The 24,337-nt window shown below is 55.6% G+C and carries 17 protein-coding genes; 12 read left to right on the top strand and 5 right to left on the bottom strand.

Going from position 1 to position 24,337, the window contains the following annotated elements; genetic code table 11:
* Nucleotides 1–111: 111 nt before the first annotated feature.
* Complete coding sequence (locus tag ARC85_RS00085) at nt 112–1,281, bottom strand: acyl-CoA dehydrogenase (RefSeq protein WP_286714092.1); 1,170 nt, start codon at nt 1,279–1,281, stop codon at nt 112–114.
* An 18-nt stretch (nt 1,282–1,299) separates the two neighbouring features.
* Nucleotides 1,300–2,505: a 3-oxoadipyl-CoA thiolase gene (locus ARC85_RS00080; RefSeq protein ID WP_058091209.1), complete on the bottom strand. Its 1,206-nt coding sequence runs from the start codon at nt 2,503–2,505 to the stop codon at nt 1,300–1,302.
* Between the two features lie 132 nt (nt 2,506–2,637).
* Here ARC85_RS00080 and ARC85_RS00075 point away from each other — a divergent pair, with 132 nt between their 5' ends.
* Nucleotides 2,638–3,999, top strand: a complete 1,362-nt coding sequence (locus ARC85_RS00075) for a hypothetical protein (RefSeq protein ID WP_286714091.1) — start codon at nt 2,638–2,640, stop codon at nt 3,997–3,999.
* Nucleotides 4,000–4,024: 25 nt separating this feature from the next.
* Here the strand turns inward: ARC85_RS00075 and ARC85_RS00070 are convergent, their stop codons facing one another.
* Nucleotides 4,025–4,954 (bottom strand): 2-hydroxyacid dehydrogenase, encoded by a 930-nt coding sequence (locus tag ARC85_RS00070; RefSeq protein WP_199457882.1) that lies wholly within the window; start codon nt 4,952–4,954, stop codon nt 4,025–4,027.
* Between the two features lie 270 nt (nt 4,955–5,224).
* Here ARC85_RS00070 and ARC85_RS00065 point away from each other — a divergent pair, with 270 nt between their 5' ends.
* From ARC85_RS00065 to ARC85_RS00035, 7 genes are all read left to right on the top strand, one after another.
* Nucleotides 5,225–6,052, top strand: a complete 828-nt coding sequence (locus tag ARC85_RS00065) for an IclR family transcriptional regulator (protein WP_199457883.1) — start codon at nt 5,225–5,227, stop codon at nt 6,050–6,052.
* 180 nt (nt 6,053–6,232) lie between these two features.
* On the top strand, nt 6,233–8,326 hold the full coding sequence (locus ARC85_RS00060) for a 3-hydroxyacyl-CoA dehydrogenase NAD-binding domain-containing protein (RefSeq protein ID WP_199457884.1): 2,094 nt from the start codon (nt 6,233–6,235) through the stop codon (nt 8,324–8,326).
* An 18-nt stretch (nt 8,327–8,344) separates the two neighbouring features.
* The gene (locus tag ARC85_RS00055) at nt 8,345–9,529 is read left to right on the top strand and encodes an acetyl-CoA C-acyltransferase (protein ID WP_058091205.1); all 1,185 of its coding nucleotides are present in this window, start codon (nt 8,345–8,347) and stop codon (nt 9,527–9,529) included.
* A gap of 15 nt (nt 9,530–9,544) precedes the next feature.
* Nucleotides 9,545–11,347 (top strand): acyl-CoA dehydrogenase, encoded by a 1,803-nt coding sequence (locus ARC85_RS00050; RefSeq protein ID WP_286714090.1) that lies wholly within the window; start codon nt 9,545–9,547, stop codon nt 11,345–11,347.
* Nucleotides 11,348–11,396: 49 nt separating this feature from the next.
* Nucleotides 11,397–12,503 carry a zinc-binding dehydrogenase gene (locus ARC85_RS00045; protein WP_286714089.1) on the top strand — a complete coding sequence of 369 codons (1,107 nt, stop codon included), beginning with the start codon at nt 11,397–11,399 and terminating at the stop codon, nt 12,501–12,503.
* A 9-nt stretch (nt 12,504–12,512) separates the two neighbouring features.
* Nucleotides 12,513–13,928 (top strand): aldehyde dehydrogenase family protein, encoded by a 1,416-nt coding sequence (locus tag ARC85_RS00040; protein WP_286714088.1) that lies wholly within the window; start codon nt 12,513–12,515, stop codon nt 13,926–13,928.
* A gap of 84 nt (nt 13,929–14,012) precedes the next feature.
* Nucleotides 14,013–14,987 carry an NAD(P)H-dependent flavin oxidoreductase gene (locus ARC85_RS00035; RefSeq protein ID WP_286714087.1) on the top strand — a complete coding sequence of 325 codons (975 nt, stop codon included), beginning with the start codon at nt 14,013–14,015 and terminating at the stop codon, nt 14,985–14,987.
* A gap of 43 nt (nt 14,988–15,030) precedes the next feature.
* On the opposite strand, the gene ARC85_RS00030 is transcribed toward ARC85_RS00035, so the two are convergent.
* Nucleotides 15,031–17,028 (bottom strand): TRAP transporter permease, encoded by a 1,998-nt coding sequence (locus tag ARC85_RS00030; protein ID WP_286714086.1) that lies wholly within the window; start codon nt 17,026–17,028, stop codon nt 15,031–15,033.
* 83 nt (nt 17,029–17,111) lie between these two features.
* Nucleotides 17,112–18,266 carry a TAXI family TRAP transporter solute-binding subunit gene (locus tag ARC85_RS00025; protein ID WP_286714085.1) on the bottom strand — a complete coding sequence of 385 codons (1,155 nt, stop codon included), beginning with the start codon at nt 18,264–18,266 and terminating at the stop codon, nt 17,112–17,114.
* Nucleotides 18,267–18,772: 506 nt separating this feature from the next.
* On the opposite strand from ARC85_RS00025, the gene istA reads away from it, so the two are divergent.
* The 4 genes from istA (at nt 18,773) to ARC85_RS00005 (ending at nt 24,255) form a co-directional block, all read left to right on the top strand.
* Complete coding sequence (istA, locus tag ARC85_RS00020) at nt 18,773–20,314, top strand: IS21 family transposase (protein WP_502688003.1); 1,542 nt, start codon at nt 18,773–18,775, stop codon at nt 20,312–20,314.
* A 10-nt stretch (nt 20,315–20,324) separates the two neighbouring features.
* Nucleotides 20,325–21,065, top strand: a complete 741-nt coding sequence (istB, locus tag ARC85_RS00015; protein WP_286714083.1) for an IS21-like element helper ATPase IstB — start codon at nt 20,325–20,327, stop codon at nt 21,063–21,065.
* 844 nt (nt 21,066–21,909) lie between these two features.
* A complete protein-coding gene (locus ARC85_RS00010) occupies nt 21,910–22,251 on the top strand; it encodes a hypothetical protein (protein ID WP_286714082.1) in 342 nt (113 codons plus the stop codon).
* 45 nt (nt 22,252–22,296) lie between these two features.
* Nucleotides 22,297–24,255, top strand: coding sequence for a protein NO VEIN domain-containing protein (locus tag ARC85_RS00005; RefSeq protein WP_286714081.1), 1,959 nt, complete (start codon nt 22,297–22,299; stop codon nt 24,253–24,255).
* The last annotated feature ends 82 nt before the right edge of the window (nt 24,256–24,337 follow it).

The raw sequence follows: 24,337 nt of genomic DNA, 5'->3' as shown, positions 1-24,337 counted from the left end.
CGGGTGCGCTGCACACCGGGGCTTTTTTATGCCTGCGCGAAGCGCAGGCCTCGGACGCCGGGCACAAAAAACCCCTCCGTAGAGGGGTTCAGGGGTGCTGTTCCGAAGGGATCAGCTGAAGGCTTGAATGCCGGTCTGGCCACGGCCCAGAATCAGGGCGTGGACGTCGTGGGTGCCTTCGTAAGTGTTAACCGCTTCCAGGTTCATGACGTGGCGGATAACGTGGTATTCATCGGCAATACCGTTGCCACCGTGCATGTCGCGGGCTACCCGGGCGATGTCCAGGGCCTTGCCACAGTTGTTACGCTTCAGAAGGGAAACGGAATCCGGGGTGGCAATGCCGGCATCCATCATGCGGCCCAGCTGCAGTACTGCCTGCAGGCCGAGGGTGATTTCAGTCTGCATGTCTACCAGCTTCTTCTGGATCAGCTGATTGGCGGCCAGGGGCTTGCCAAACTGCTTACGCTCCAGGGTGTAGTTGCGGGCTGCATGCCAGCAGAATTCCGCGGCACCCAGGGCGCCCCAGCTGATACCGTAGCGAGCCTTGGTAAGGCAGCTCAGGGGGCCTTTCAGGCCTTCAACTTCCAGGCGGTTTTCTTCAGGAACGAAGACTTCGTCCATAAAGATAGAACCGGTGTCGGAGGCGCGCAGCGAGAACTTGCCCTCAATCTTCGGGGTTTCCAGGCCCGTGGCGCCTTCGCGCTCGATCACAAAGCCGTTTACCACGCCGTCCAGCTTGGCCCAGACCACACAAACGTCGGCAATCGGGGAGTTGGTGATCCAGGTCTTGGAGCCGCTCAGCAGGTAGCCGCCGTCAACTTTCTTGGCGCGGGTTTCCATACCACCGGGGTCAGAGCCGTGGTTGGGTTCGGTCAGGCCGAAGCAGCCAACAAACTCGCCAGAGGCCAGTTTCGGCAGAATGCGCTTTTTCAGCTCTTCTTTGCCGTAAGAGAAGATCGGGTACATCACCAGTGAAGACTGTACGCTCAGGGCCGAGCGGTAGGCAGAGTCTACCCGTTCAACTTCCCGTGCGATCAGGCCGTAGCACACGTGGTTCAGGCCGGGGCCGCCGTACTCTTCCGGCAGGGTGGCACCCAGCATGCCCAGTTCACCCATTTCGGTGAAGATGCTGCGGTCGAATTTTTCGTGGCGGTTTGCCTCGACGATGCCGGGCATCAGACGGTTATCGCAGAAGCTGCGAATGCTGTCGCGTACCTGACGCTCGGTTTCGTCCAGTTGTGATTCAAAGTTCAGCAGGTCATCCCAAGGTGCGGAAGCCATTGTTGTTCTCCTGAAAAGTTAGTTGGAAACCCGTTCAATTACAGCAGCAATGCCCTGGCCTACACCAATGCACATGCTGATCAGAGCGTAACGGCCACCGGTACGTTCGAGTTGGCGTACCGCCGTCAGGGCAATCCGGGCGCCGGAAGCGCCAAGAGGGTGCCCCACGGCGATGGCGCCGCCGTTCGGGTTGAGTCTGGAATCGGAAGGATCGATTCCCAGTTTGGTGGTGCAACCGAGAACCTGGGCGGCGAACGCCTCGTTGATCTCGATTACATCCATGTCTTTTAGTGTCAGGCCTGCCCGGGCCAAGGCTTTCTGGCTTGCCGGAACCGGGCCGTACCCCATTACATTGGGCGCAACGCCGGCGATGGCAGCCGATACGATACGTGCGCGGGGCTGGATGCCAGCCCGCTTGCCGGCTTCTTCGGAGCCGATAATCAGGGCGGCAGCGCCATCGTTCACGCCGGAGGCGTTGCCGGCAGTAACCACGCCATCTTCAGCCAGCGAGCGAAGATTGGAAAGCGCCTCGAGGTTGGATGTAGGCCTTGGATGCTCGTCGTCCTGTACGGTCAGTGGCGGTTGTTTGCGGCCCTGAGGTACAGAAATGGGCAGGATCTCGTCTTTGAAAAAACCGTCCTGGCGGGCGGCTTCATAGCGGGCCTGGCTTTGTGCGGCAAAGCGATCCACTTCCAGTCGGCACAGGTTAAGTTCGCGCGCAATGTTGTCTGCGGTTTCCGGCATGGTGTCCGAGCCGAACTGGCGTTCGATCAGCGGGTTCGGGAAGCGGGCACCAATGGTGCTGTCAAAGGCGCGGAATTCACGGCTGTAAGGTGATTCGGACTTGGCCAGCACAAACGGCGCGCGGCTCATGCTCTCGGCACCGCCGGCTACGAACAGGTCGCCTTCGCCACAACGGATAGCGCGGGCAGCATCGATGATGGCGGCAAGGCCAGAGCCGCAAAGCCGGTTCACGGTCTGGCCACCGGTTTCGACCGGCAAGCCTGCCAGCAGTCCGGCGTGCCGTGCCAGGTTGCGGGCATCTTCACCGGCCTGGTTGGTGCAGCCGGCAATCACGTCTTCATAATTCTCCGGAGCAAAGGCGTTGCGCTCAATGAGTGCGCGAATGACCTCGGCCAGCAGGTCGTCGGGGCGAACCTTGGCCAGGGCGCCTGCATGCCGCCCAAATGGTGTTCTCAAGCCATCATAGATGTATGCGTTCATAAGAATTGCCGTATCGATTATGGTTAGGTAATTCCGAACTGCGGAATATAGTTTTGTAAATGATATTGGAAAAGACTAATCTGGGTCTATCTCAATTGCAAGAATTGTTCATCATTGGTGGCTGACTGGTTTATGAATGGAACTCTTCGCTGGCTGCTGGCTTGTGCCGTGGTCATGGAGCTTGTCGCGATTTGTCTGCAGAGCAAAGCCCTTAGCGCCTCTGCCGGGCTGGTATTCATCCTGGTGTTTGTTCTGGGCGCGATGCGCCTTCAGGTCTATGCAAGGACGTTGTTCCTGCTTTCCCTCACGTTTAGTGCTGGTTTGTTTGTGACCGGCCGTCTCGGAATGGACGGTGCCCTTGATGCGTTGTCGGATGCAGCGTTCTATTCGGCGTTTTTGGGCAGCCTGGGGATGATGCAGTGCCTGGTGCGCCGCTTTGAAGTCCTCAGGCGTATCCACGATGTGCTGCTCGGGGGTCGGGCATCCCTTTTATACCCAAAGTATGCGGCGGTGAGCTGCGGTATTGCTTCGGTACTCAGTTTCGGAATGATGAGCCTTCTATGTGGCACTCTCGCAGATAGCCTTAAGGAGAGGGGAATAGAGGGAGCGGCAAGGCTGCAGTGGCTCAGGAGCGTGCTGATCAGCGCCTTGCGAGGGTTTGCCCTGGTGCCATTGGTGGCACCCACCAGCGTAGCGGTTGCGATTCTCACGCGAGAGCTGCCCCAGCTCAGCTGGTCTTCTCTTTTGCCTTTCGGCTTTGTGGCAGCTTTGCTGATGATCGTGGTTGGCTGGGTGCTGGAAAGGCAGCGCTTCCGGGAAATCAGTAGTGAACGGGTTGCGCTCGACGGCTGGCCTGAAGGAACGGGCAAACTGACGCTTCTGGTTCTGGTGGTGTTTGCCTGTATGGCGTTGCTGGTTGCCTTGGCGGGCGTGAAGGTGTCGGTGGCTGCCATGTTGGCTGTTCCGGCTGTCACTTTGTCTTATATGTTGTTGCAGGAACGCTCTCCGGTGGCGGTATTGGCAGAAGGGGTGGGACAGTTGGCGGTGATGTCCAACGAAATGGCGATCTTTGCCGGCTCAGCCATGCTTGGGGTATCGATTGCCACTGTGGTGCCGTCAGATCTGTTGAACGGACTTGTGGTGAGCGGCTGGGGTAGTTACCTGATTGCAGCCGCAGGGCTGCTGATCATGCCGCTGTTCTCCATGGCCGGGGTGATTCCGATTACCGTGCTGAGCGTGCAGTCGGGCATGCTTGCGCAACTTGTGGCTAGCGGGGCTGACCCGATGCTGGTGGCAATTGGCCTGGTTATTGGTTTCTCGCTGGCAATGATGGTGTCGCCGTTCGGGCCGTCGGTGATGTTGCTGTCACGGTTTGGTCAGGTTTCCCGCAACGTAGTGGCCTTTCAGTGGAACGGTGTTTTTGTCTTGCTGGTGGTGCCGCTGTTGCTGTTATTGCTGGCGGTGTTTGCGGTACTTCTGCCGGTCCTGGGTTGACCGGCAGAATCGGCTCGCGGGTTAGTCAGTAGCCACGGGCTATGTCGACTATTCCTGTGATGGGGTGCCCGCTGGCATGGTCCCGGATTTTCCCGGTGATCTGCTCCAGGGTGGCATCCCGAAGAGTTCGCGCCGAAATGTGCGGCGTGATTGTGATGTCGGTTCGCTCCCAGAATGGGTGGCCAGCCGGCAAAGGTTCCTTGCGGAACACATCCAGTGAGGCCCGCTGCAGTTTCTCCTCATTCAGTGCCCTGAGCAGGTCTTCTTCCACGAGGTGCTCCCCCCGGCCGACGTTGATCAGCACCGCACCCGGCTGGAGCTGGCTGAACAGGTCGTAGTTAAGGATGTTTTCGGTTTCGCTGGTCAGTGGCAGGGTGTTAACCAGCACTCGCGTTGCCCCCAGAAACTCTCCGAGTTGCCCGTTGCCTGCAAAGGTGCGCACGCCTTCTACCGTGTGCTCACTCCTGGCCCAGCCGTTTACCGTATAGTCCAGGCTTGCCAGTGTGCTGGCCACACGCTTGCCAATGTGCCCAAGCCCCATAATGCCGATGGGCCACTCTTTCCGGCTGATGGGGCGGTGTATCTTCCACAGCCGCTGGCGTTGCTGATCCCGGTACAGCTCCATCTGCCGGCTGACTTCCAGTATCTGGTGCAGTACATGCTCGGCCATCTGTACCGACATGCCGGCATCTTCCAGTCTTACCACGGTAAGGTCTGCCGGCAGGTTGGGGACTTTCAGCAATCCGTCGATACCGGCGCCCAGGTTGAACACGGCCTTCAGGCGGGTTTCACGCTCGAACAGCTTCGCCGGGGGCTGCCATACGATGGCGTAGTCTGCATTAATCGCCGGTCCGTCCGGATCCCAGACATAAATGTCTGCTTCTGGTAGCAGTTGTTTGATAGGTACGGTCCAGCGCTCTGGTTTGGGATCGCCCGCTACAAAAAGTACCTTCATACATGCTCCTGAGTATGGTTTGTTGTCGTGCATATGACTTGGTTCCGCATTGCAGAATAAAGTATCGCTATACTATGGTAAAGGTTGCCCGGGTTTCCGTCATGGCTATTTCGTGGCATCGGGTAATGCCAGTGTTTCGAATCTGGCATGAAATTTGATGGCAGATTGTGGTTCTTGAGTTTCTCATAGACTAGAATATGTCCACTTTTCACGCCCACGGTTCTCCAGGCTATCCGTGACAGGCAACGCAGTTCAGGAAATAGGCAAGTTATGGCAAAAAAACAGCAGGACAACTCACCGGAGTTGAAAGTAGCGTCTGGCGATGGCAAGCCCGTTCAGCCGGGCAAGGATCGCAAGTTTGTAGAGGCGCTGTCCCGGGGGCTCGATGTACTGCGCGCTTTCAGTCAGGGATCTGTGATTCTAGGTAACCAGGATATCGCCAGGATTACTGGCCTTCCCAAGCCTACCGTTTCCCGGATGACATACACTCTGACCAAGCTTGGCTACCTGAGTTATAACCAGCAGTTGGAAAAATATCAGCTCAGCTCGGGCGTACTGGCTTTGGGCTATGCCTATGTGTCGAATTTGAAGGTTCGTCAGCTTGCCAAGCCTTACATGGATGAGTTCGCCCGGCAAACCAACATGTCGGTTGGTCTCACCTGTCGCGACCGTTTGCACATGATTTATGTCGAGAATCGCCTGCCACCGGAAGCAACACTGCTGCGCATGGATATCGGTTTGAAGTTGCCTATGTCTACAACCTCTGCCGGCCGAGCGTATTACTGTGCCGTTAGCGACCCGGCCCGCAAGCTGATAGATGATGCCATGGCTGAGAAGTACGGTGAAAAGTGGCCGACTATTAAAGAAGGCCTGGACCAGGCGATGGAAGATTACCGGGAGCACGGTTTCTGCCTTTCGCTGGGAGATTGGGATCGAAATATCAACTCGGCCGGTGTGCCTATCCACCTGCAGGATGGCACTACCATGGCTTTGACCTGCGCTGCACCCTCGTATCTGGTGCCGGGTGACAAGTTACGCGATTCCTACGCTCACCAGCTCGCCATGCTGGCCCGTGATATCGAGTCGCTCGGGGTCTAGTGCCGGGCGCCGGTAGTAAGCCGGTACAGAGTGAGTCGAAAGTGAAAACCGCAGATGAGAGTCTGCGGTTTTTTTATGCCTGAACCAAAACGGTGGTTGAAATGAGGGGTAAACTTGTATTAAATCGTTAATTGATTTCGCTAGATAAAACCATATTTCATCATAAGGCGAGGGGAGATTATGTCTGAGGTTGTTGCTTATACCCGTGAAGGGAATGTCGGTGTCATTTCCGTAAACTACCCGCCGGTTAATGCGTTGAGCCACGCGGTGCGTGCCGGCCTGGTTGCCGCCCTGGAGCAGGGCCAGAAGGATGCAGAAGCAGATATCCTCCTGCTGGTATGTGAAGGCCGTACGTTCATTGCTGGCGCGGACATCCGTGAATTTGGCAAACCTTTGCAGGAGCCGGGTCTTCCCGATGTGATCAATGCCTATGAGACCAGCGACAAGCCCATTGTCGCCGCTATACACGGAACCGCCCTGGGTGGCGGGCTGGAAACGGCCCTGGGTTGTCATTACCGGGTCGCCCTGGCGTCTGCCAAGGTAGGTTTACCTGAGGTAAAGCTTGGCCTGTTGCCCGGTGCTGGCGGTACCCAGCGCCTGCCTCGCCTTGTGGGTGCCCAGAAGGCACTGGAAATGATTACGTCTGGCAACTTTGTAGGCGCCAGAGACGCGCTGGCTCTGGGCATTGTTGATGCTGTTGAAGGCGGTGACGATATTCGCCAGGTTGGGCTGGCCTATGCGCGGAAACTGGCAGCTGAAGGTGCTCCGGTGCGCAGGGTGCGTGATATTGCCGACAAGGTTGAAGCTGACAAGGGCAGCGATGTCTTTGACCAGTTCCGTGCTGGCCTGGCCAAAAAAGCCCGTGGCCTGTTCTCTCCTTTCAAGTGTGTCGACGCCGTAGAAGCAGCTTTCACCTTGCCGTTTGCCGAGGGCCTGAAGCGTGAGCGTGAACTGTTCAAGGAATGCATGGAATCGCCGCAGCGTGCTGGCCTGATTCATTCGTTCTTTGCCGAGCGCGAGGTTTCCAAGGTCAAAGGCCTGGCCAAGGATACTCCGGTACGTGAGGTGAAGAGTGTGGGTATTATCGGTGCCGGCACCATGGGTGGTGGTATTGCCATGAACTTCGCCAATGTGGGCATTCCTGCCACCATCGTTGAGGTCAAACAGGACGCGCTTGATCGAGGCCTTGCCGTAATTCGCCGTAACTACGAAAACTCCGCCAAGAAAGGCAAGCTCACTGCAGAGCAGGTGGAAGAGCGTATGGCGCTGATCAAAACCAGCCTGAGCTATGACGATTTCCGTGATGTGGATCTGGTGATCGAAGCCGTATTTGAGAATATGGCTATCAAGAAAGAAATCTTCGCCAAGCTGGATGAAGTGTGTAAGCCGGGCGCTATTCTGGCGTCCAACACCTCGACCCTCGACATTGATGAAATTGCCTCTGCTACCAAACGCCCGGAAGACGTTGTGGGTATGCACTTCTTTAGCCCGGCTAACGTAATGAAGCTGCTGGAAAATGTTCGTGGCAGCAAGACGTCTGACGAGGTGAAGGCCACTGTGATGGCCGTAGCGAAGAAAATTAACAAAGTCGGAGTCATGGTCGGTAACTGTCACGGCTTTGTTGGCAACCGGATGCTGCATAAACGCGGTGCCGAGGCCATGGCGCTTGTAAACGAGGGTGCTTCGCCGCAGCAGGTGGACAAGGTACTGACCGACCTCGGCTTCCCGATGGGGCAGTTTGCGATGTCTGACCTGGCCGGCATTGATGTCGGTTATCGTATTCGTGAAGAGCGTCGTAACGCCGGTGAAGATGTGCCGGCCAGTTGGATGGACAAGCTGGTTGAGCAGGGTCGTCTGGGACAGAAAACCCAGGCTGGGGTATACAAATATGAGGAAGGTAGCCGCGCGCCGGTTGTCGACCCGGAAGTGGAACAGCTGATTGAAAGCTTCCGCGCGGAACAGGGGATCGTAGCCCGGGAGGTTACCGACCAGGAAATCCTTGAGCGTTGCATGTATGTAATGGTCAACGAAGGTGCCAAGATACTGGAAGAAGGCATTGCCGACCGGTCACTGGACATCGATGTGGTCTGGATCTACGGATATGGTTTCCCCGCGTATCGTGGCGGCCCCATGTTCTGGGCAGATCAGGTTGGGCTGGACAATATTCTGGCGGCAGTGAAGAACTACAACAACACAGTGGGTGGCGAGCAGTGGAAGCCTGCGCCGTTGCTCGAGAAGCTGGTGGCGGAAGGCCGCAAGTTCAGCGATCTATAATTATAAGGAGTTCATCTTATGTCTGATGCTGTCATCGTTTCGACCGCGCGTACCGGCCTTGGCAAGTCCTATCGTGGTGCCCTGAACAACACGCACAGTGTTGATCTGGCCGGGCACGTTATCCAGCACGCCGTTGAGCGTGCCGGAATTGATCCTGCCATTGTTGAAGATGTCATTTTGGGCGCAACCTTCCACGAAGGTTGTCAGGGCAAGAACATGGCACGCCTGGCGGCTATTCGCGCCGGGCTCCCGGTTACTACGGCCGGGCTGTCAATTAACCGGTTCTGCAGCTCCGGCCTGCAATCTATTGCTATTGCTGCGCAGCGAGTGATGTCGGAGAAGGTGCCTGCCATCGTGGCTGGTGGCGTAGAGTCCATCTCCCTGGTTCAGAACGACAAACTTAATGGCTTCCGTGCTACTAACGAATGGCTGATGAAGAACAAGCCGGAACTGTACCTGTCGATGATCGAAACGGCCGATATTGTCGCCCAGCGTTACAACGTAAGCCGTGAAGCCCAGGATGAGTACGCACTGATTTCCCAGCAGCGCACCGCCGCGGCCCAGCAGTCCGGCAAGTTTGACGACGAAATTGTGCCTTTTGACGCCACCATGCTGGTTAAAGACAAAGAAACCGGTGAAGTGAGCGAAAAACAGGTAACCCTGGACCGGGACGAGTGCAACCGCCCGAATACCACACTGGAAGGGCTGGCCTCACTGGACGCGGTACGTGGCCCGGGCCAGTTTGTTACCGCGGGCAACGCCAGCCAGCTTTCTGATGGCGCCTCCGTCTGTACGGTCATGGACAGCACCTATGCCGAAAAGCACAACATTGAGCCTATGGGCATTTTCCGTGGCTTTGCTGTTGCGGGCTGCGAGCCCGACGAGATGGGTATCGGCCCGGTGTTTGCTGTTCCACGCCTGCTTGCCCGCAACGGCCTGACCATGGACGACATTGACCTGTGGGAACTGAACGAAGCCTTTGCATCCCAGGTGGTCTACTGCCGCGACCGTCTGGGTATTCCGATGGAAAAGCTGAACGTGAATGGCGGCTCTATTTCTGTGGGTCACCCCTATGGTGTGAGCGGTTCCCGCCTTACCGGCCATGCCCTGATTGAAGGCAAGCGCCGGGGTGCCAAATATGTGGTGGTCACCATGTGCATTGGCGGCGGTCAGGGCGCAGCCGGCCTGTTCGAAGTGGTATAAACGGAGAGCGCCGTCATGCAGCAGAAAATCGTCAGTACCCGGGACCTGGCTTTCCAGCTTTATGAACTTCATGAAGTAGAGAAGGTGCTCAGATTTGAGCGCTATCAGGACCATAGTCGTGAAACGCTGCAGGCGGCGCTGGACCTGGCGCTGAAAGTTGCCGTAGAGGAGTTCGCACCCCATGCTCGCTTGGTGGATGAAGAAGAGCCGACCTTCGAGAATGGCCGTGTGCACATGCGCCCGGAAGTTCACAAGGCGCTGGACGTACTGAAAAGTACTGGTCTGATGGCGGCCAGTCAGGACTACGAGCGCGGTGGCATGCAGCTGCCCAGTGCGGTTGCCCAGATGTGTGTGGGGATGCTCAAAGGAGCCAACGTAGGGACTCAGGGCTACGCCGGGCTAACTATTGCGGCAGCTAACCTGATTCTCGCCCATGGCTCCGACGAGCAGAAAAGCCGCTACGCCGAGCCGATGCTGGCGGGGCGTTTTTTCGGCACCATGTGCCTGACCGAGCCCCATGCAGGTTCCTCTCTGGGAGATCTGCGCACTCGCGCGGAGCCACAGGCGGATGGCAGTTATAGGTTATTTGGTAACAAGATCTACATCTCGGGTGGTGATCACGAGCTGAGCGAGAACATCATTCATATGGTACTCGCGCGTTTACCTGGGGCCCCGGCCGGCGTAAAAGGAATTTCCCTGTTTCTGGTGCCGAAGGTCCTGGTTAACGAAGATGGCTCTTTGGGCGAGCGCAACGATGTCGCCCTGGCTGGCCTGATTCACAAAATGGGATACCGTGGCACGACGTCTACCATGTTGAACTTTGGTGAGGCAGCGGGGGCGGTCGGGTATCTGGTTGGCGCGCCCCACGAGGGCCTGGCTGCCATGTTCCATATGATGAACGAAGCCCGGATTGGCGTTGGTCTGGGCTCGGTGATGCTGGGTTACACCGGCTATCTTCATGCCCTTGAGTATGCCCGCGAGCGGCAGCAAGGGCGTCCGGTTGGAGAAAAGGATCCGGAGAGCCCCCAGGTGCCTCTGATCCGCCATGCCGATATCCGGCGCATGCTGCTGGCCCAGAAGGCCTATGTGGAAGGAGGGCTGGCGCTTTGTCTGCAAGGTGCGGTATTGGTGGACGAAAAGAAGTTTGCGGAAACTGGCGAGCAGCGCGAGCTTGCCGCCGGGCTGCTCGACTTGCTCACGCCGGTGATCAAGTCCTGGCCTTCCCGTTATTGTCTCGAAGCTAACAGTCTGGCAATTCAGGTGCATGGTGGCTACGGCTACACCCGGGAATATCCGGTGGAACAGTTCTACCGGGATAACCGGCTTAACCCGATCCACGAGGGTACCCATGGTATTCAGGGCATGGACCTGCTTGGCCGCAAGGTTTCCATGGCCGATGGCCGGTATTATCGCGAACTGGTGCGAAGGATTGAAGCCACTATTGCCGAGGCCCGCAAGCAGGAACGGCTGGCTTCTAATGCCGGGCTGCTTGAGCGGTCCCTGTCAGCAATGATTGAAGCTACCCGGGTGATCAATGAGGTAAAGGCCTCCGGTGACAAGGAAAAAGCACTGGCAAATGCCACTCTGTACCTGGACGCCTTCGGGCAGGTGGTTGTCGGCTGGCTCTGGGTGCGACAGGCCCTGAAAGCCCTTGTCGGACTAGGCGGGCCCGGTGAGCAGACGGAGGACTTCTATCAGGGTAAGTTGCGCGCCTGCGATTATTTCTGTCGGTACGAATTGCCCGGAGTGGTTGCAACGGCTGAGTTGCTGCAATCGGTGGACTCAACGGCACTGGATATGTTTGACGAGGCATTCTGACCGGCCTCGCCAACTCTGAATCAACACAAAAACAACAGGAGTCAGGGTAATGGACAGACAAGCAAAGGCGGTGGTCTGCCGGGAGTGGGGCAAGCCGGTACAGGTCGAACAGATTACGGTGGACGGACCAAAACGGGGCGAGATAACCATCAAGGTTGCCGCCTGCGGCGTATGCCACAGCGACCTTTCAGCCACCACTGGAAAGATTCAGTATCCACCGCCATTGGTACTGGGCCACGAGGCGGCCGGTGTGGTGGTTGAAGTTGGCGAGGGTGTGGAAGGCTTCAGTGAAGGCGACCACGTTGTTAGTTCGTTTATCTCAATGTGCGGCAAGTGCCGCCAGTGTGTGCGTGGCCATCCGGTTCTGTGTGAAAGCGCCCGCAAGGCGATGTTTACACTGCCCGATGGAACCGTTCGAACCCGCGACAGCCAGGGCGAGCCCTTGAATGTGTTCGGCGCCTGCGGCGTGATGGCGGAGTATGCAACCCTGCATGTGGATAACTGCGTGAAGGTTGCAGAGGATGTGCCACTACAGAACGCCGCATTGGTGGGCTGTGCCGTGATGACCGGTGTGGGTGCTGTATTTAATACTGCCGGGCTGGAGCCGGGTTCCAGGGCTGCGGTGTTCGGTATTGGCGGTGTTGGCCTGAACGCCGTTCAGGGCTGCGCAACCGCCGGTGCCGAAATGATTGTGGCGGTGGACAACAACCCGAAAAAACTCGCCATGGCGCGGGAATTCGGTGCCACCCACACGATTGACCTCAATGAAGTGAACGATGCCGCCAAGGCCATCAGAAAACTGACCGGCGGCGTGGATTACGCCTTTGAGTGTGTTGGTGCCGGTGCCGTGGTTGAGCAAGCCTACAAGTCTCTCGGGCGCGGTGGTACCGCTGTCGTGGTAGGGGTCGCTGACCCGAAAGACAAAACCTCGATTACTACGCTCACCCTGCCGGCCGACGAGCGCACCCTGAAGGGCAGCTGGCTGGGTTCAGCCCGGCCGCAACACGATTTCCCGCGACTTCTGGGTTTGTACCGTGCGGGCAAACTTAAACTCGATGAGCTGATCACCCAGACTTACTCCATAGATGAAGCTGTTCAGGCCTTTGACGACATGATCTCGGGCAAGAACGCGCGTGGCGTGATTGTCTTCGACTGAGGGAAAAACATGAAGATTCTGAACAAGAACTACATTAATGGCAGCTGGGTTGACTGGAGCGGCGACATGGCGGATGTGCATGAAGCGGCCACCGGCGACGTGATTGCCCGGGTGCCCATGTCCGATCCGGGGCAGATGGAGCTTGCAATTGCCGCTGCGCATGCAGCATTTGAGGCCTGGTCTGAAAGTTCTGTAGAGCAAAGGGTGAACGTGCTTGGCCAGCTGCATGCTGGACTCAAGCAAAGGGCACCGGAAATTGCGGAAGCGGTCAGCCGGGAAGTGGGCATGCCACTGAAGCTTGCCACGGCAATCCAGGCTGGCCTGCCGGCAACTGTAACCAAGACCTATACCGATATGTTGCCGGAGTTTCCGTTCGTTGAGCAGTCTGGTAACTCGGAAGTGCAATATGCGCCGGTCGGAGTGGTGGGCTGTATTACGCCCTGGAACTACCCGCTGCATCAGATCATTCTGAAGGTAGTACCGGCGATTGCTGCCGGCTGCACCGTCGTGCTGAAGCCCTCTGAGATTGCGCCGCAGGCAGCTTTTATCCTCGCAGACATTCTGGATGAAACCGACCTGCCGGCGGGAGTGTTCAACATGGTATGCGGGGCCGGGCAAACCGTTGGTGAAACCCTGATCCGGCATCCGGATGTACGCATGGTGTCTTTTACCGGATCCACTCGTACCGGCCACACGATTGCCCACGCCGCTGCAGATGATTTCAAGCGAATTGCGCTGGAAATGGGCGGCAAATCGGCATCGGTTGTATTGCCGGATGCGGACCTGGAAGCCGCAGTAAAAGGCACAGTGAGCAACTGCCTGCTCAACTCCGGACAAACCTGCACCGCCCTGACCCGGCTGCTGGTGCCCGCCGATCGCCATGACGAGGCGTGCAAGCTGGCGGCTGCAGCCGCGGCCCGAATGACTCCGGGTAACCCGCTGGATGAAACTACCCGTTTGGGCCCCTTGGCCTCCTCGCAACAGCGGGACCGGGTGGTGGATTACATCCGGCTCGGTGTTGCCGAAGGCGCAACCCTGATGGCCGGCGGTCAGGATTCGCCGGACGGTCTGGACAAGGGATACTTTGTACAGGCAACCGTCTTTGGCAATGTAGATCCGAACAGCACAATCGCTCAGGAAGAAATATTCGGTCCCGTGCTGTGCGTGATTCCCTACAGCGATGAGGCCGAAGCCTTGCGTATTGCCAATGGCACAGCCTATGGGCTGTCCGGAGCAGTCTGGTCGGCAGATCAGGAAAGGGCGAAGGCCTTTGCTGCAAAGCTCCGGACCGGTCAGGTGTCCGTGAACGGTGGCGGCTTTAACCCGCTGGCTCCCTTTGGTGGCTTTGGCCATTCCGGTATCGGACGGGAGTTCGGCAAGTGGGGGCTTGAGGAGTTTCTGGAAGTTCGCTCGCTGCAGCTGTAATCGCAAGACAACGAAGGAGCCGCAGCAGCGGCTCCTTCACGTTTAAGGGCCGGAAATGTTTATCAACAACAAAAGAGTGATGCCGTGAAAACACGAATTACGGAATTATTTGGAATCGAGCACCCGATCGTACAGGGTGGCATGCACAACGTAGGCTTTGCCGAACTGGCATCGGCAGTCTCCAATGCCGGTGGTCTGGGCATGATTACCGCCCTGACCCAGCCTACGCCTGAACATCTCGCCAGTGAAATCGCCCGCTGCCAGCAGATGACGGATAAACCCTTCGGTGTAAACCTGACCTTCCTGCCGTCCTTCAACGCGCCGCCTTACCCCGAGTACATTGACGTTATCATCCGCAGTGGTGTCAAGGCGGTTGAAACCGCCGGCCGCAGCCCCGAGCAGTACATGGAGCAGTTGAAGGCTGCGGGTATCAAGGTTATCCACAAGTGCACATCTGTTCGCCACGCTTTGAAGGCCGAGCGAATCGGTTGTGATGCCGTCAGTGTGGACGGCTTTGAATGCGGCGGCCATCCCGGTGAGGATGATGTGCCAAACTTCATCCTGCTGCCCCGTGCGGCTGAAGAGCTGAAGATACCTTTCATTGCATCTGGCGGGATGGCCGATGGCCGGAGCCTGGTAGCGGCTATGGCATTGGGTGCCGAAGGCATGAATATGGGCACCCGTTTTCTGGCCACCAAAGAAGCGCCGGTTCATGAGAACGTGAAGCAGGCAATTGTGGACGCCAATGAACTGCAGACCCGGCTGATCATGCGTAACCTGAAGAACACCGAGCGGGTGATGGATAACGCCGCCGTGCGGGAAATTATCCGGATTGAGAGTGAAAAGGGTGACCAGGAAACCATTGACGATATCCGTCACCTTGTCACAGGTGCAAAGGGTAAGTTGGTGCTGCAGGAAGGCAAGATGGATGAAGCTGCCTGGAGTTGTGGCATGGTTGTTGGGTTGATTAATGATATCCCTTCATGCGATGAGTTGGTCCGCAGAATCATGGAAGAGGCTGAAGGGATTGTGCGCCAGAGACTTTCCGGCTTTTTGTAATTGAATTGCCCGGAGGGTGTGTCACCCTCCGGGCAGGACCGTCTCAGGCCAGGGCCTTTTCCCTTCTTTCGTGTTTCTTGTGCGTCAGTGCGGCGGCGATGACCGCAGGAATGATCAACGCAGCACTAATAAGAGACAATTCCAGATTGGTCAGCGGAACCGGTCCGCCACCGGGGATGGCAAGGATCATGCCACCGGCAATGAGTCCCAGCCGGATTGGCCATTGCAACAGTTTGCTTGCTGCCAGAGAGCCTACCCCGATCAGCCAGCCTTGCATCGCCGATGCTATCAACGTTACCCCAATCAGTGCTTGTACAATCACCAGGAGAATCTCGCTCCAGGTACCCTGAAAGATCAGCGCTGGATTAAGCACAAACAGGAACGGGATAAAGTAGATCACGCTGCCCAGCCGCATGGCTTCCACACCGGTTTTCATTGCGTTGGAGCCGGCAACCGTTGCAGCGGCAAAGGCGCCCAGGGCAACCGGTGGGGTGATGAAACTGAGCATGCCCCAGTAAAGGATGAACAGGTGAACGGCCAGGGGATCCATGCCGCCGCCGTTTATCAGGGCCGGTGCGAGCGCAACCGCCAGGAAAATATAGGCAGCTGTAACTGTCATGCCGATGCCGAGCACAAAGCTGGTCAGTGCTCCCATCAAAAGCAGTACCAGGGTGTTGCCACCGGCAAGGTAGATAAGGTCATTGGCAATAGTGCCTGACAGCCCGGTAACCGACAGTGCACCTACCAGCAAGCCAACACCGGTGAGGATCGCGATCAGCTCTGCAAACAGCTTCCCTGACTCTGCGAAGAAGTCCTTCACGTCTTGCCACTTCCAGCGCTGGTAGGGCAGTACCTGGTTGATCACCAGCAAGAGAACCGTTGCAAAGAATGGTGCCGTGGCCTCTCGTCGCAGGAAGAACAGCATCCAGATCAGCAGGGCAAACACGAAGATGAAGTACCAGCCTTCCTTTAATGTCTGCCTGAGTGACGGCAATTCGCTGGCCGGCAGGCCCTGAAGTTTGTTGCGCGCAGCATAGGCATCAATCTGGATAAACAGGCCGAGGAAATACAGTGCGGAGGGCACGACTGCCGCCAGTGCAATGGTGCCGTAGGGAATGTTCAGGAACGCGGCCATGATGAACGCGGTGGCACCCATAACCGGTGGCATCAGAACGCCGCCTGTAGAAGCGCAGGCTTCTACGCCGGCTGCGTAGGAACGGCTGAAGCCGACTCGGCGCATTGCCGGAATTGACATCACTCCGGTTGTCATCACATTAGTGATTACGCTGCCGCTCATGGATCCCATGAGGCCGCTGGAGAAAACCGCAACCTTTGCCGGTCCGCCCCGAACATGGCCCAGCAATGCGAAGGCCAGGTTGATAAAGAAACGACCGCCGCCGGTTTTCTGCAGGGCGACGCCAAACAGAAGGAAGCCGATCACGATGTTGGCAAAGGCTTGTAAGGGCACGCCCATGATGCCTTCTCGACTCATGGCCATGTAGATCGCGGTCTGGTCGGGGGCGGATGGAAACCCCTGGATGGGGCCCGGCAGCTTGTCTGCAAATATCGGGTACAGGCTGGCGACACCGACAATCATGGCAATCGGCAGGCCGCCAGCCCGACGAATGGCTTCGATGACGGTAACCCAGAACAGGAAGCTGAACACTACGGCGTATTGTGGTGCCGCGTATTCCCAGCCGTAATCCAGAATAGTTTCCGCGTTGTAGACAAAGAACCCGCAGATAACCGAGGCGGCAAGGAACAGGATGATGTCGTACCAGGGAACCTTGTTCCGGGAAGCGTGGCGTGACATTGGCCAAAGCAGAAAAACCAGTGGTAGCATAAGTGCCACCACCACATAGAAAAACTGACTTTCCACTTTGGTAACAATATTGATCAGCTGCAAATTGAACAGGTAGTCAATCGTCAGCAGTGTCAGGACAAGAGTTGCAACCCTGGGGATCCATGGCCATCCGCCGGAAAGCCGCCGGATGCCGCTGACGTTTTCGTTCGATGGCTCAGTGTTGTGTGTTTCGGACATGCAGTAAGACTCCTGAAAGAACTCCGGTGTAACAGACCCCTTGTCTTTACACCGGAATCAGGTTTCAACCAGGACAGCAGGTTTTACCGGAATACCGGGTTCATGCCAGCTGCTTGAAGTGCTTCTGCCCGCGCCGTCATCCAGCCCTTTCTGAAGGCTTCCTTGTCGGCAGGCGGGTTGGCCTTGGTGTAGCTCTCCCAAGTGTCCAGGAGGATATTCTGACGCTGTACCAGCATGTCCTGGTGCTGTTGCATATCTTCCGTCCAGTGGCCGATTTCCTTGTAGTAGTCAACGACCACATCATGCAGCGGGATGACCCAGTTGAGATTCTGGTTCTCCAAGGCATAGCCTGCATTGCCCGGTGCGGAGTCCTTGTACTTGTCGTAATCCTCGGTGAAGACACGAATCAGCCCGTCCACCAGTTTTTTATCGGCATCGGCGTTGGCGATGATGATGGGGTAGGGGTAGCTGGAACCAATCCACGGCTCATCCTTGCTGATGCCGGCGCCGGAAGTAACCAGGTGCGGTTGGAAATAGGGAGCCACGGAGCGCAGTCGCTCCCAGCCCTCGGTGTCTTCAGGATCAAGCTCCAGCCAGGATATACCGCGCGGACTGGCGGAAAGCTGTTGTGGGCCGCCGGCGACAGAAACGGTAAATGCGGTATCGCTTTGATTGGCGACGATGCCGTCAAAGGCACGGCCGTATCCCGGGAAGTCTACCCGCTCCACGTCATCCCAGGTGAGGTCGCCAAAGGCCAGCATGGCTTCGGTGCCGAGGTTCAGGGCATCGTCACCACGAATGTAGGAAATGCGTTTGCCCTTGAGGTCATAGGGGGTTTCTACGCCGATATCGCCGGCTACAGCAATGCTCAGGCCAAAACTGGCAATGGATGTGGTAATAACCCGAACCGGCTGCGGCCCCCAGTTGTCCTCGGAGAACATCAGTACGCCCTCGGCGGCGTAATAAGCGGCAATGCCACAGGAACAAACCGGTACGCGCCCGGTTTTAAGTGGTGTCATCCGAGAAACGTCGTTCTCGCCGGGCAGGATCCGCAGTGATACGCCGTACTCATTGCGCAGTAGATTGCCGATAGAAGCCATCTGGCTATAACCTGCTGAGCTGGTGCCATAGGCAGTCATTCCGATGGTGGCTGGCAGATCGACATTTTCTGCAGCCCACGCAGTGGTTGCGCTCCCGGCAAGAAGAGAAATTAAAATGATATTTTTTGTTGTCATCATGTATGCGCTCTTCTGAGGTTATTGTTTTGCTGTGCAGAATAGAATTCTGAATTAAGATTTAGTGTAGTCAGGCTTTTGTCTGTGTGTCAATTGATGTGATCGACGGCTAATTTCCTGCGCGTCGTTGTCAGGTCTGTAAGAGGCTGATAGGTTTCCATCAAGCTGGGTGGACCTGTCGGGCCACCGACAGGTGGGGCCAATTTTGTTCGTAAGTTACTAAATTGTAACGATAAAGTGCCCGTAAGACACGCATCCCCCTATTGCATATTACGGCCCATCATGAACACCCATTCCGGACGAACGTGAACACCGATTCTGGTTCAACGTGAACAGTCATTCCGATTGAAGGTGAACACTTTTCCGGATTTTCCGGAATCGGTGTTCACGATGCCGGAATCAGCGTTCACATTCCCGGAAACGGTGTTCACGTTCAACCGGAATCCTTCTTAACGCATTGTTTATTAGACCGTTTGCTACTCTGACTCCTTTTTCTGGGGAGCGGAGTTGTGCCAGCAAAGAGAATTCTAATGCGTAAAATCAGAGAGGTGCTTCGCCTAAGGCTGGAAGCCGGGCTCTCGATCCGGCAGATCAGTGCCAGCACCAAGACCAGTGTCGGGGCCATCCAGAAGCTGTTAGCCCGGGCCGATGCCCTGAACCTCAACTGGCCGTTGCCCGAGGATTTGGACGATGGCCGCCTTGCGGCCCTGTTCTATCCCAGTGCCGATCCCACCACATCGACTCTATACCAGGTGCCTGACTGGGCCACCGTTCATCAGGAACTCAAGCGTAAAGGGATGACCAAGCAGCTGTTGTGGGAGGAATACACAGCTCAGTATCCCAATCGCTGTTACAGCTACTCCCAGTACTGTGACCGTTATCGGCAATGGCTGAAGCAGCAGAAGCGCTCCATGCGCCAGACCCATAAGGCCGGGGAGAAGTGCTTCGTGGATTACTGCGGCCCGACCGTGCCGATCATCAACCCGCAGACCCGTGAGGTACGCACCGCTCAGGTGTTCGTGGCGGTGCTTGGGGCCTCCAACTACACCTACGCTGAAGCCACCTGGAGCCAGAGTTTGCGAGACTGGCTATCCAGTCACGTGCGTACCTTTGAGTTCTTCGGTGGCATTCCGGAGATGGTCGTGCCGGACAACCTGCGCAGCGGTGTCAGCAAGGCCTGTCGGTACGATCCAGAGCTAAACCCCAGCTACCAGCAACTGGCCGAGCACTATCAGGTGGCCATCCTCCCGGCCAGGCCCTACAAGCCCAAGGACAAATCGAAGGCGGAGGTCGGCGTGCAAATCGTGGAGAATTGGATCTTGGCCCGGTTGCGTCACCACACCTTCTTCACTCTCGCCGAAGCCAACCAGTGCATCCGGTCACTGCTTGAAGAGCTGAACAGCCGCCCGTTCCGGCGGCTCCCGGGTAACCGGCAAACCGCCTTCGAGACACTGGATCAGCCAGCCCTGCGTCCCTTACCGAAACAGCCCTATGAGTACGTCGAGATCCGGCGTTGCCGGGTCAATATCGATTACCACATCGAGTTCGACCAGCATCATTACTCGGTACCGCACCAGTACGTGGGCGAGCAGGTGGAAGTCCAGGCCAGCGATCATCTGGTGCAGGTCCACTTCCGGCAACGCCAGGTGGCAAGTCACCCACGGCGTCACAGGCCGGGCACCACCACCGAAGCCGGTCATATGCCTGCCCGGCATCGAAAACAGCAGCAATGGACCCCGGGGCGTCTCAAGAACTGGGCCCGGGACATCGGGCCAGACACGCTGACCTGGGTCAGTGATCGACTGGCTGAGCGGGAACACCCGGAGCAGGCCTACCGGGTCTGTCTCGGGCTACTCAGCCTGACTCGGGAGTACCCCAACCAACGCCTGAATGCCGGCTGCCGCATCGCCAATCGGGAAGGTCTGAATCGCCTAAAGCACATCAAGGCCATTCTCCGGAGCAACCGGGACAAGCTGCCGGAGCAGTTGCCCCTGAACGCCGAACTCCCTCAACACCACGAGAATATCCGTGGCCCGAAGAGCTTCCACTAGGACATCACCCATGAGCACAACACAGACCCTGGCACGACTGAAAGACCTGAAGTTAGGCGGCATGGCTGCCGCCCTGGAACACCAACAAAACCAGCCGGGCACCTACGACGAACTGCCGTTCGCGGAGCGCCTGGAACTGCTGCTTGACCGAGAGTTCCAGACCCGAGAGCACCGGAAACAGGACCGCCTGGTACGCCAGGCCCGCTTGAAGCTCCGTGCCTCGATCCAGGACATCGACTACCAGCACCCCCGCAACCTGAAGAAAGCTCAGGTGGCCCAGCTGGCTCAGACCGACTGGCTGGAGCGTGGCCAGAACCTGTTGATCACCGGCCCCTGCGGCAGCGGGAAAACCTACCTGGGTTGTGCACTGGGGCACCAGGCCTGCCTGAACGGCCTCAGTGCCCGGTATTACCGGATCTCCCGGTTACTGCTGGAACTGACTCAGGCCAAAGCTGACGGCACCTACCAGAAGACGCTGAACCAGCTGGCCAAAGTGAAGCTGCTGATCCTGGATGACTGGGGACTCGAAGCCCTAAAACCGGCACACCGAAACGATCTGATGGAGATCATGGATGACCGTCACGGCACGCACTCAACCATGATCATCAGCCAACTGCCTACGGATCAGTGGTATGCCGCCATCGGCGATAACACCCTGGCTGACGCCATCCTGGACCGGCTCATGCACAACGCCCATCGCTGGGCTCTGAAGGGGGAATCGATGAGAAAACGACTTCAGGAAATTGACTGAACGTGAACACCCGGAGTAAAAACTCCGGTGGGTGATGCGTTAAGAAAAATGGTGTTCACGTTCAACCGGTATGGGTGTTCACGTTCGCCGGAATACGCACCTATCCTTGTTGGGTTGAGCAGAGGGCTTCAGAGTTCTATCCAGAGATCAGTCGTTGCGCCAGGTCTGAGCGTCATCTTTGTGCGGGTAGGTATCACTCGTCAGCACCCTTACTAGACGAGAATCGCGGGCGGTTGGCCTTGTAGTACTCAATTATGCTGCTTCGAATCCCATAATTTTTCATAAACTTGATACATTCTGAATGTCCGCTTTGCGACCAGAAGCACCTAAACAAGAGCGGACATTCGAGTAAGGGCTTCCCTCCAGAGCCTCCAAGCCAATCAGAGCCATTTCATCCAGTATGATTGACGGGGCAAATTGGCAAACCCCCGATACAGCCTCGGGATAACGGAAGAGCTGGATTCTGCCCGTCGTGATGCTGAGCAACACTAAAAGAAGCTTTTTCGCTCAAACCAAACTAGACGAAATGAAAGGCGTGTAGAGCTTGATAACGCGCCTAGAGTCCCCTGAAGAAAGGACGGCCAACGACAAAACTGGTACGTGACACGGTAGAAAATTCGATTCTCTTTTTGAGCCCAGCTCAAATCATTTAAAAGGGCTTCCCGGTGGAAAAGTCGTAGAAAATTCATGTACATTGGATCAGTCGCGATCCTTACCGTGCTGGCTTTGTGGAAGTGCCGTTGCTCTTTAAACGTCAGCTATCCACGTTACAGAGCTTTGATGATGGCACTTTTGGGCGGGCACAGTTCTAAATCTTATCAATGTTGTCAGTGAGGGACGGAGCATGGCTCATGTTGACCTAACATCTGCGATAGAGCAGATGGAAATGATGGAAGAAAGATTGGGAATCACCTTTGGTGGACTGTCTGCCTTCCTAGACCATGACGAAGACGATGACTGGGAGCCAACACTCACCGTCACCGGTGAGATAATTTCAACAAGTGGAGACCCTCTGGAAGAAGATATTGAAATAAAAATTGCTGCTTACGATTCACAAGGGCGTGTGGTCGCAAAAGCCAGCGAATACATCGATGAGGAATCATTTGCCGGATTCGACGTGTTTGATGTCTCACTAGAAACACCGGTGGCAGATATTGTGAGAATACGAATCTTCCCTGTGAAATAATTGAGCGAGTACTTAATGAGTTTTTCCGAAATTCGGACGTCCCTTTTGGACGAAGCTTTGAAATCACCGCAATTGTTGTCTGATCTTGCGGGATTAGAGCTGTATATATCTGAGACATACAACGCTCGGTCTTTCGTTGAGCTGTTGCAGAACGCGGACGATGCGGAATCGAAAAGATTTTTCGTGTCCATGAATAACGGCGTTCTCTTGGTTGCTAATGACGGAAAGGAATTTTCTGAGGGGGATTTTTATAGCCTCTGTAGAAGCGCTTCGTCCAACAAACGTAGAGGGGAGAATATTGGTTACAGAGGTATCGGATTTAAATCGGTCGTTTCGTTATCTCAAACCGCGCACCTAATCAGTGGAGAATATGAAGTAACTTTTTCGCGAGAACTTTCTAGGCAAGCAGTTCCCGACGCAAACAATGTGCCGATTATTAGAATTCCTCATCCGATTAACAGGACAATTAAAAGAGAAACGGAAAGGCAAGTGTCGGATCTAAGGGCAGAGGGATTTACTACCTTTTTTATATTTGATGATGTGAACAATGACGCGGTACATACTGAACTTTCCAACTTCGATTCCTCTTTTTTAATATTTTTGTCGTCCATTTCGGAGGTTACACTCAAAGGAACGAATGTTAGAGAAATTAAAGTTGATCGTACCGGTGCCAAGGGAAATAAGCTGGTATCTCTAATAGAGAATGAAAAAACAATCAGCTACAGCATTTTGAGTCACCGCAGTATTTTGGTCGCGGCCCCGGTTCTAGGGGATCAGAGTTCGGCAAGTGATGATCAATGCGTAGTGCACTCGTTTTTGCCGACAACAGATGACTCAGGTATTAATGCTCGGGTGCAAGGTAATGTTAGTACTGATCCGTCAAGAACTAGGGTTGTTCTGGATGAATTTACTTATGAGGTTATCCGAGACCTGTCAGACTTCATTATGGCCTACTTGAACACCGTCTCTCGCCCGGAGATCCGCAGTGACGCCCAGAAAACTAGCGCAGACCTTCTTCGAGCCATAGTACCCACAATTGATCCCAGGACCTCAGCCTTTACAAAAAAAGATTTCCGAAGTGAATTATATAAGCAACTTAAGACTGATTCGAATGCGATTTGTAAAACCATTCGGCGTAAGCCAAGTTGGTTGAACGTGGATGACTTCCATATATTACTGGAAACTAGTGATTTTAGCTCGTTTCCCAGCTTTTTTGTTGGTTCAGCCAATGGCAACGCTTTGCTATCGCACCTTAACATCAAAGAGCTTTCTTTAGAAGAAGTGTTGAGCCTCGTAGGCAGCGCAAATCTGTCTAACTTGGGCCTTTCCGATATATGCGGACAGATAATAAAGTCGGCAATGTTTGCAAAAAATATTAGTGAAGATGCTGTAAAGTCTGCTCGACTTTGGGTAAGTAATAATCGGCGAGTGTCTATCGATGAAGTTGAATCAGAATCCCTCGAAATAGATGATGATTATATAAGGCTCGTTTTGGAGAAGGTAGGGTCTCCAGTGCAAACAAAGGTTTTTTTTGAGCGTTTTCTTGGTGAAAATATAGGTGACATGGCTCAAGCGACGACTAGCGGAAGTCCTCCGCTAAGATCGTCAGTTCCAATTAAACCGAGCGTCATTGAGTCCGAAAGGCCAGCTAAGGCTAAACTCAGTTCCCTATTTGTGGAAAAGTGGAGGTCTGCAGAAGAGACGGTCGCAGAAATTTTTCGCCTCAAAGGATATAAAGTTGAGGATGTTTCTAAACAAAATGTTGGTTATGACTATTACTGCGTAAATGGTGATGGTGATGTGATTTATCTGGAGGTGAAAAAGATAGGTAGGGAAAATGAGGCGTTCACGCTTACAACCAATGAGGAGGTTGTGGCGCGGGAAAAAGGAAAAGAGTATACAATTGCTTTGTTGAGAGAATCTGGTAATAAAGTTGAGCTTTCTTTAATTAGCGAGCCACTTACTAAGAAGTACAAAAGTAAGCGGACATCATTTATAATGTAGGCATTGTTCAACCGACCTTATCGGAGTTGCCTACTCATGCGCCATACTGACGGTCGTAAACTGGATCATAAAACTCTGGAAG

It is taken from the genome of Marinobacter sp. tcs-11 (assembly GCF_002049515.1).
GTDB lineage: Bacteria > Pseudomonadota > Gammaproteobacteria > Pseudomonadales > Oleiphilaceae > Marinobacter > Marinobacter nauticus.
The sequence above is the reverse complement of the archived record's forward strand: the minus strand, read 5'-3'. Positions and strand labels throughout refer to the sequence as shown.

Bases quoted from the DNA above. Each gene is read 5' to 3' on its own strand.
- ARC85_RS00080 (WP_058091209.1), bottom strand. From the start codon at position 2,505: ATGAACGCATACATCTATGATGGCTTGAGAACACCATTTGGGCGGCAT.
- ARC85_RS00055 (WP_058091205.1), top strand. From the start codon at position 8,345: ATGTCTGATGCTGTCATCGTTTCGACCGCGCGTACCGGCCTTGGCAAG.
- ARC85_RS00030 (WP_286714086.1), bottom strand. From the start codon at position 17,028: ATGTCCGAAACACACAACACTGAGCCATCGAACGAAAACGTCAGCGGC.
- ARC85_RS00060 (WP_199457884.1), top strand. From the start codon at position 6,233: ATGTCTGAGGTTGTTGCTTATACCCGTGAAGGGAATGTCGGTGTCATT.
- ARC85_RS00010 (WP_286714082.1), top strand. From the start codon at position 21,910: ATGGCTCATGTTGACCTAACATCTGCGATAGAGCAGATGGAAATGATG.
- ARC85_RS00040 (WP_286714088.1), top strand. From the start codon at position 12,513: ATGAAGATTCTGAACAAGAACTACATTAATGGCAGCTGGGTTGACTGG.
- ARC85_RS00025 (WP_286714085.1), bottom strand. From the start codon at position 18,266: ATGATGACAACAAAAAATATCATTTTAATTTCTCTTCTTGCCGGGAGC.
- ARC85_RS00050 (WP_286714090.1), top strand. From the start codon at position 9,545: ATGCAGCAGAAAATCGTCAGTACCCGGGACCTGGCTTTCCAGCTTTAT.
- ARC85_RS00085 (WP_286714092.1), bottom strand. From the start codon at position 1,281: ATGGCTTCCGCACCTTGGGATGACCTGCTGAACTTTGAATCACAACTG.
- ARC85_RS00075 (WP_286714091.1), top strand. From the start codon at position 2,638: ATGAATGGAACTCTTCGCTGGCTGCTGGCTTGTGCCGTGGTCATGGAG.
- ARC85_RS00045 (WP_286714089.1), top strand. From the start codon at position 11,397: ATGGACAGACAAGCAAAGGCGGTGGTCTGCCGGGAGTGGGGCAAGCCG.
- ARC85_RS00070 (WP_199457882.1), bottom strand. From the start codon at position 4,954: ATGAAGGTACTTTTTGTAGCGGGCGATCCCAAACCAGAGCGCTGGACC.
- istB (WP_286714083.1), top strand. From the start codon at position 20,325: ATGAGCACAACACAGACCCTGGCACGACTGAAAGACCTGAAGTTAGGC.
- ARC85_RS00065 (WP_199457883.1), top strand. From the start codon at position 5,225: ATGGCAAAAAAACAGCAGGACAACTCACCGGAGTTGAAAGTAGCGTCT.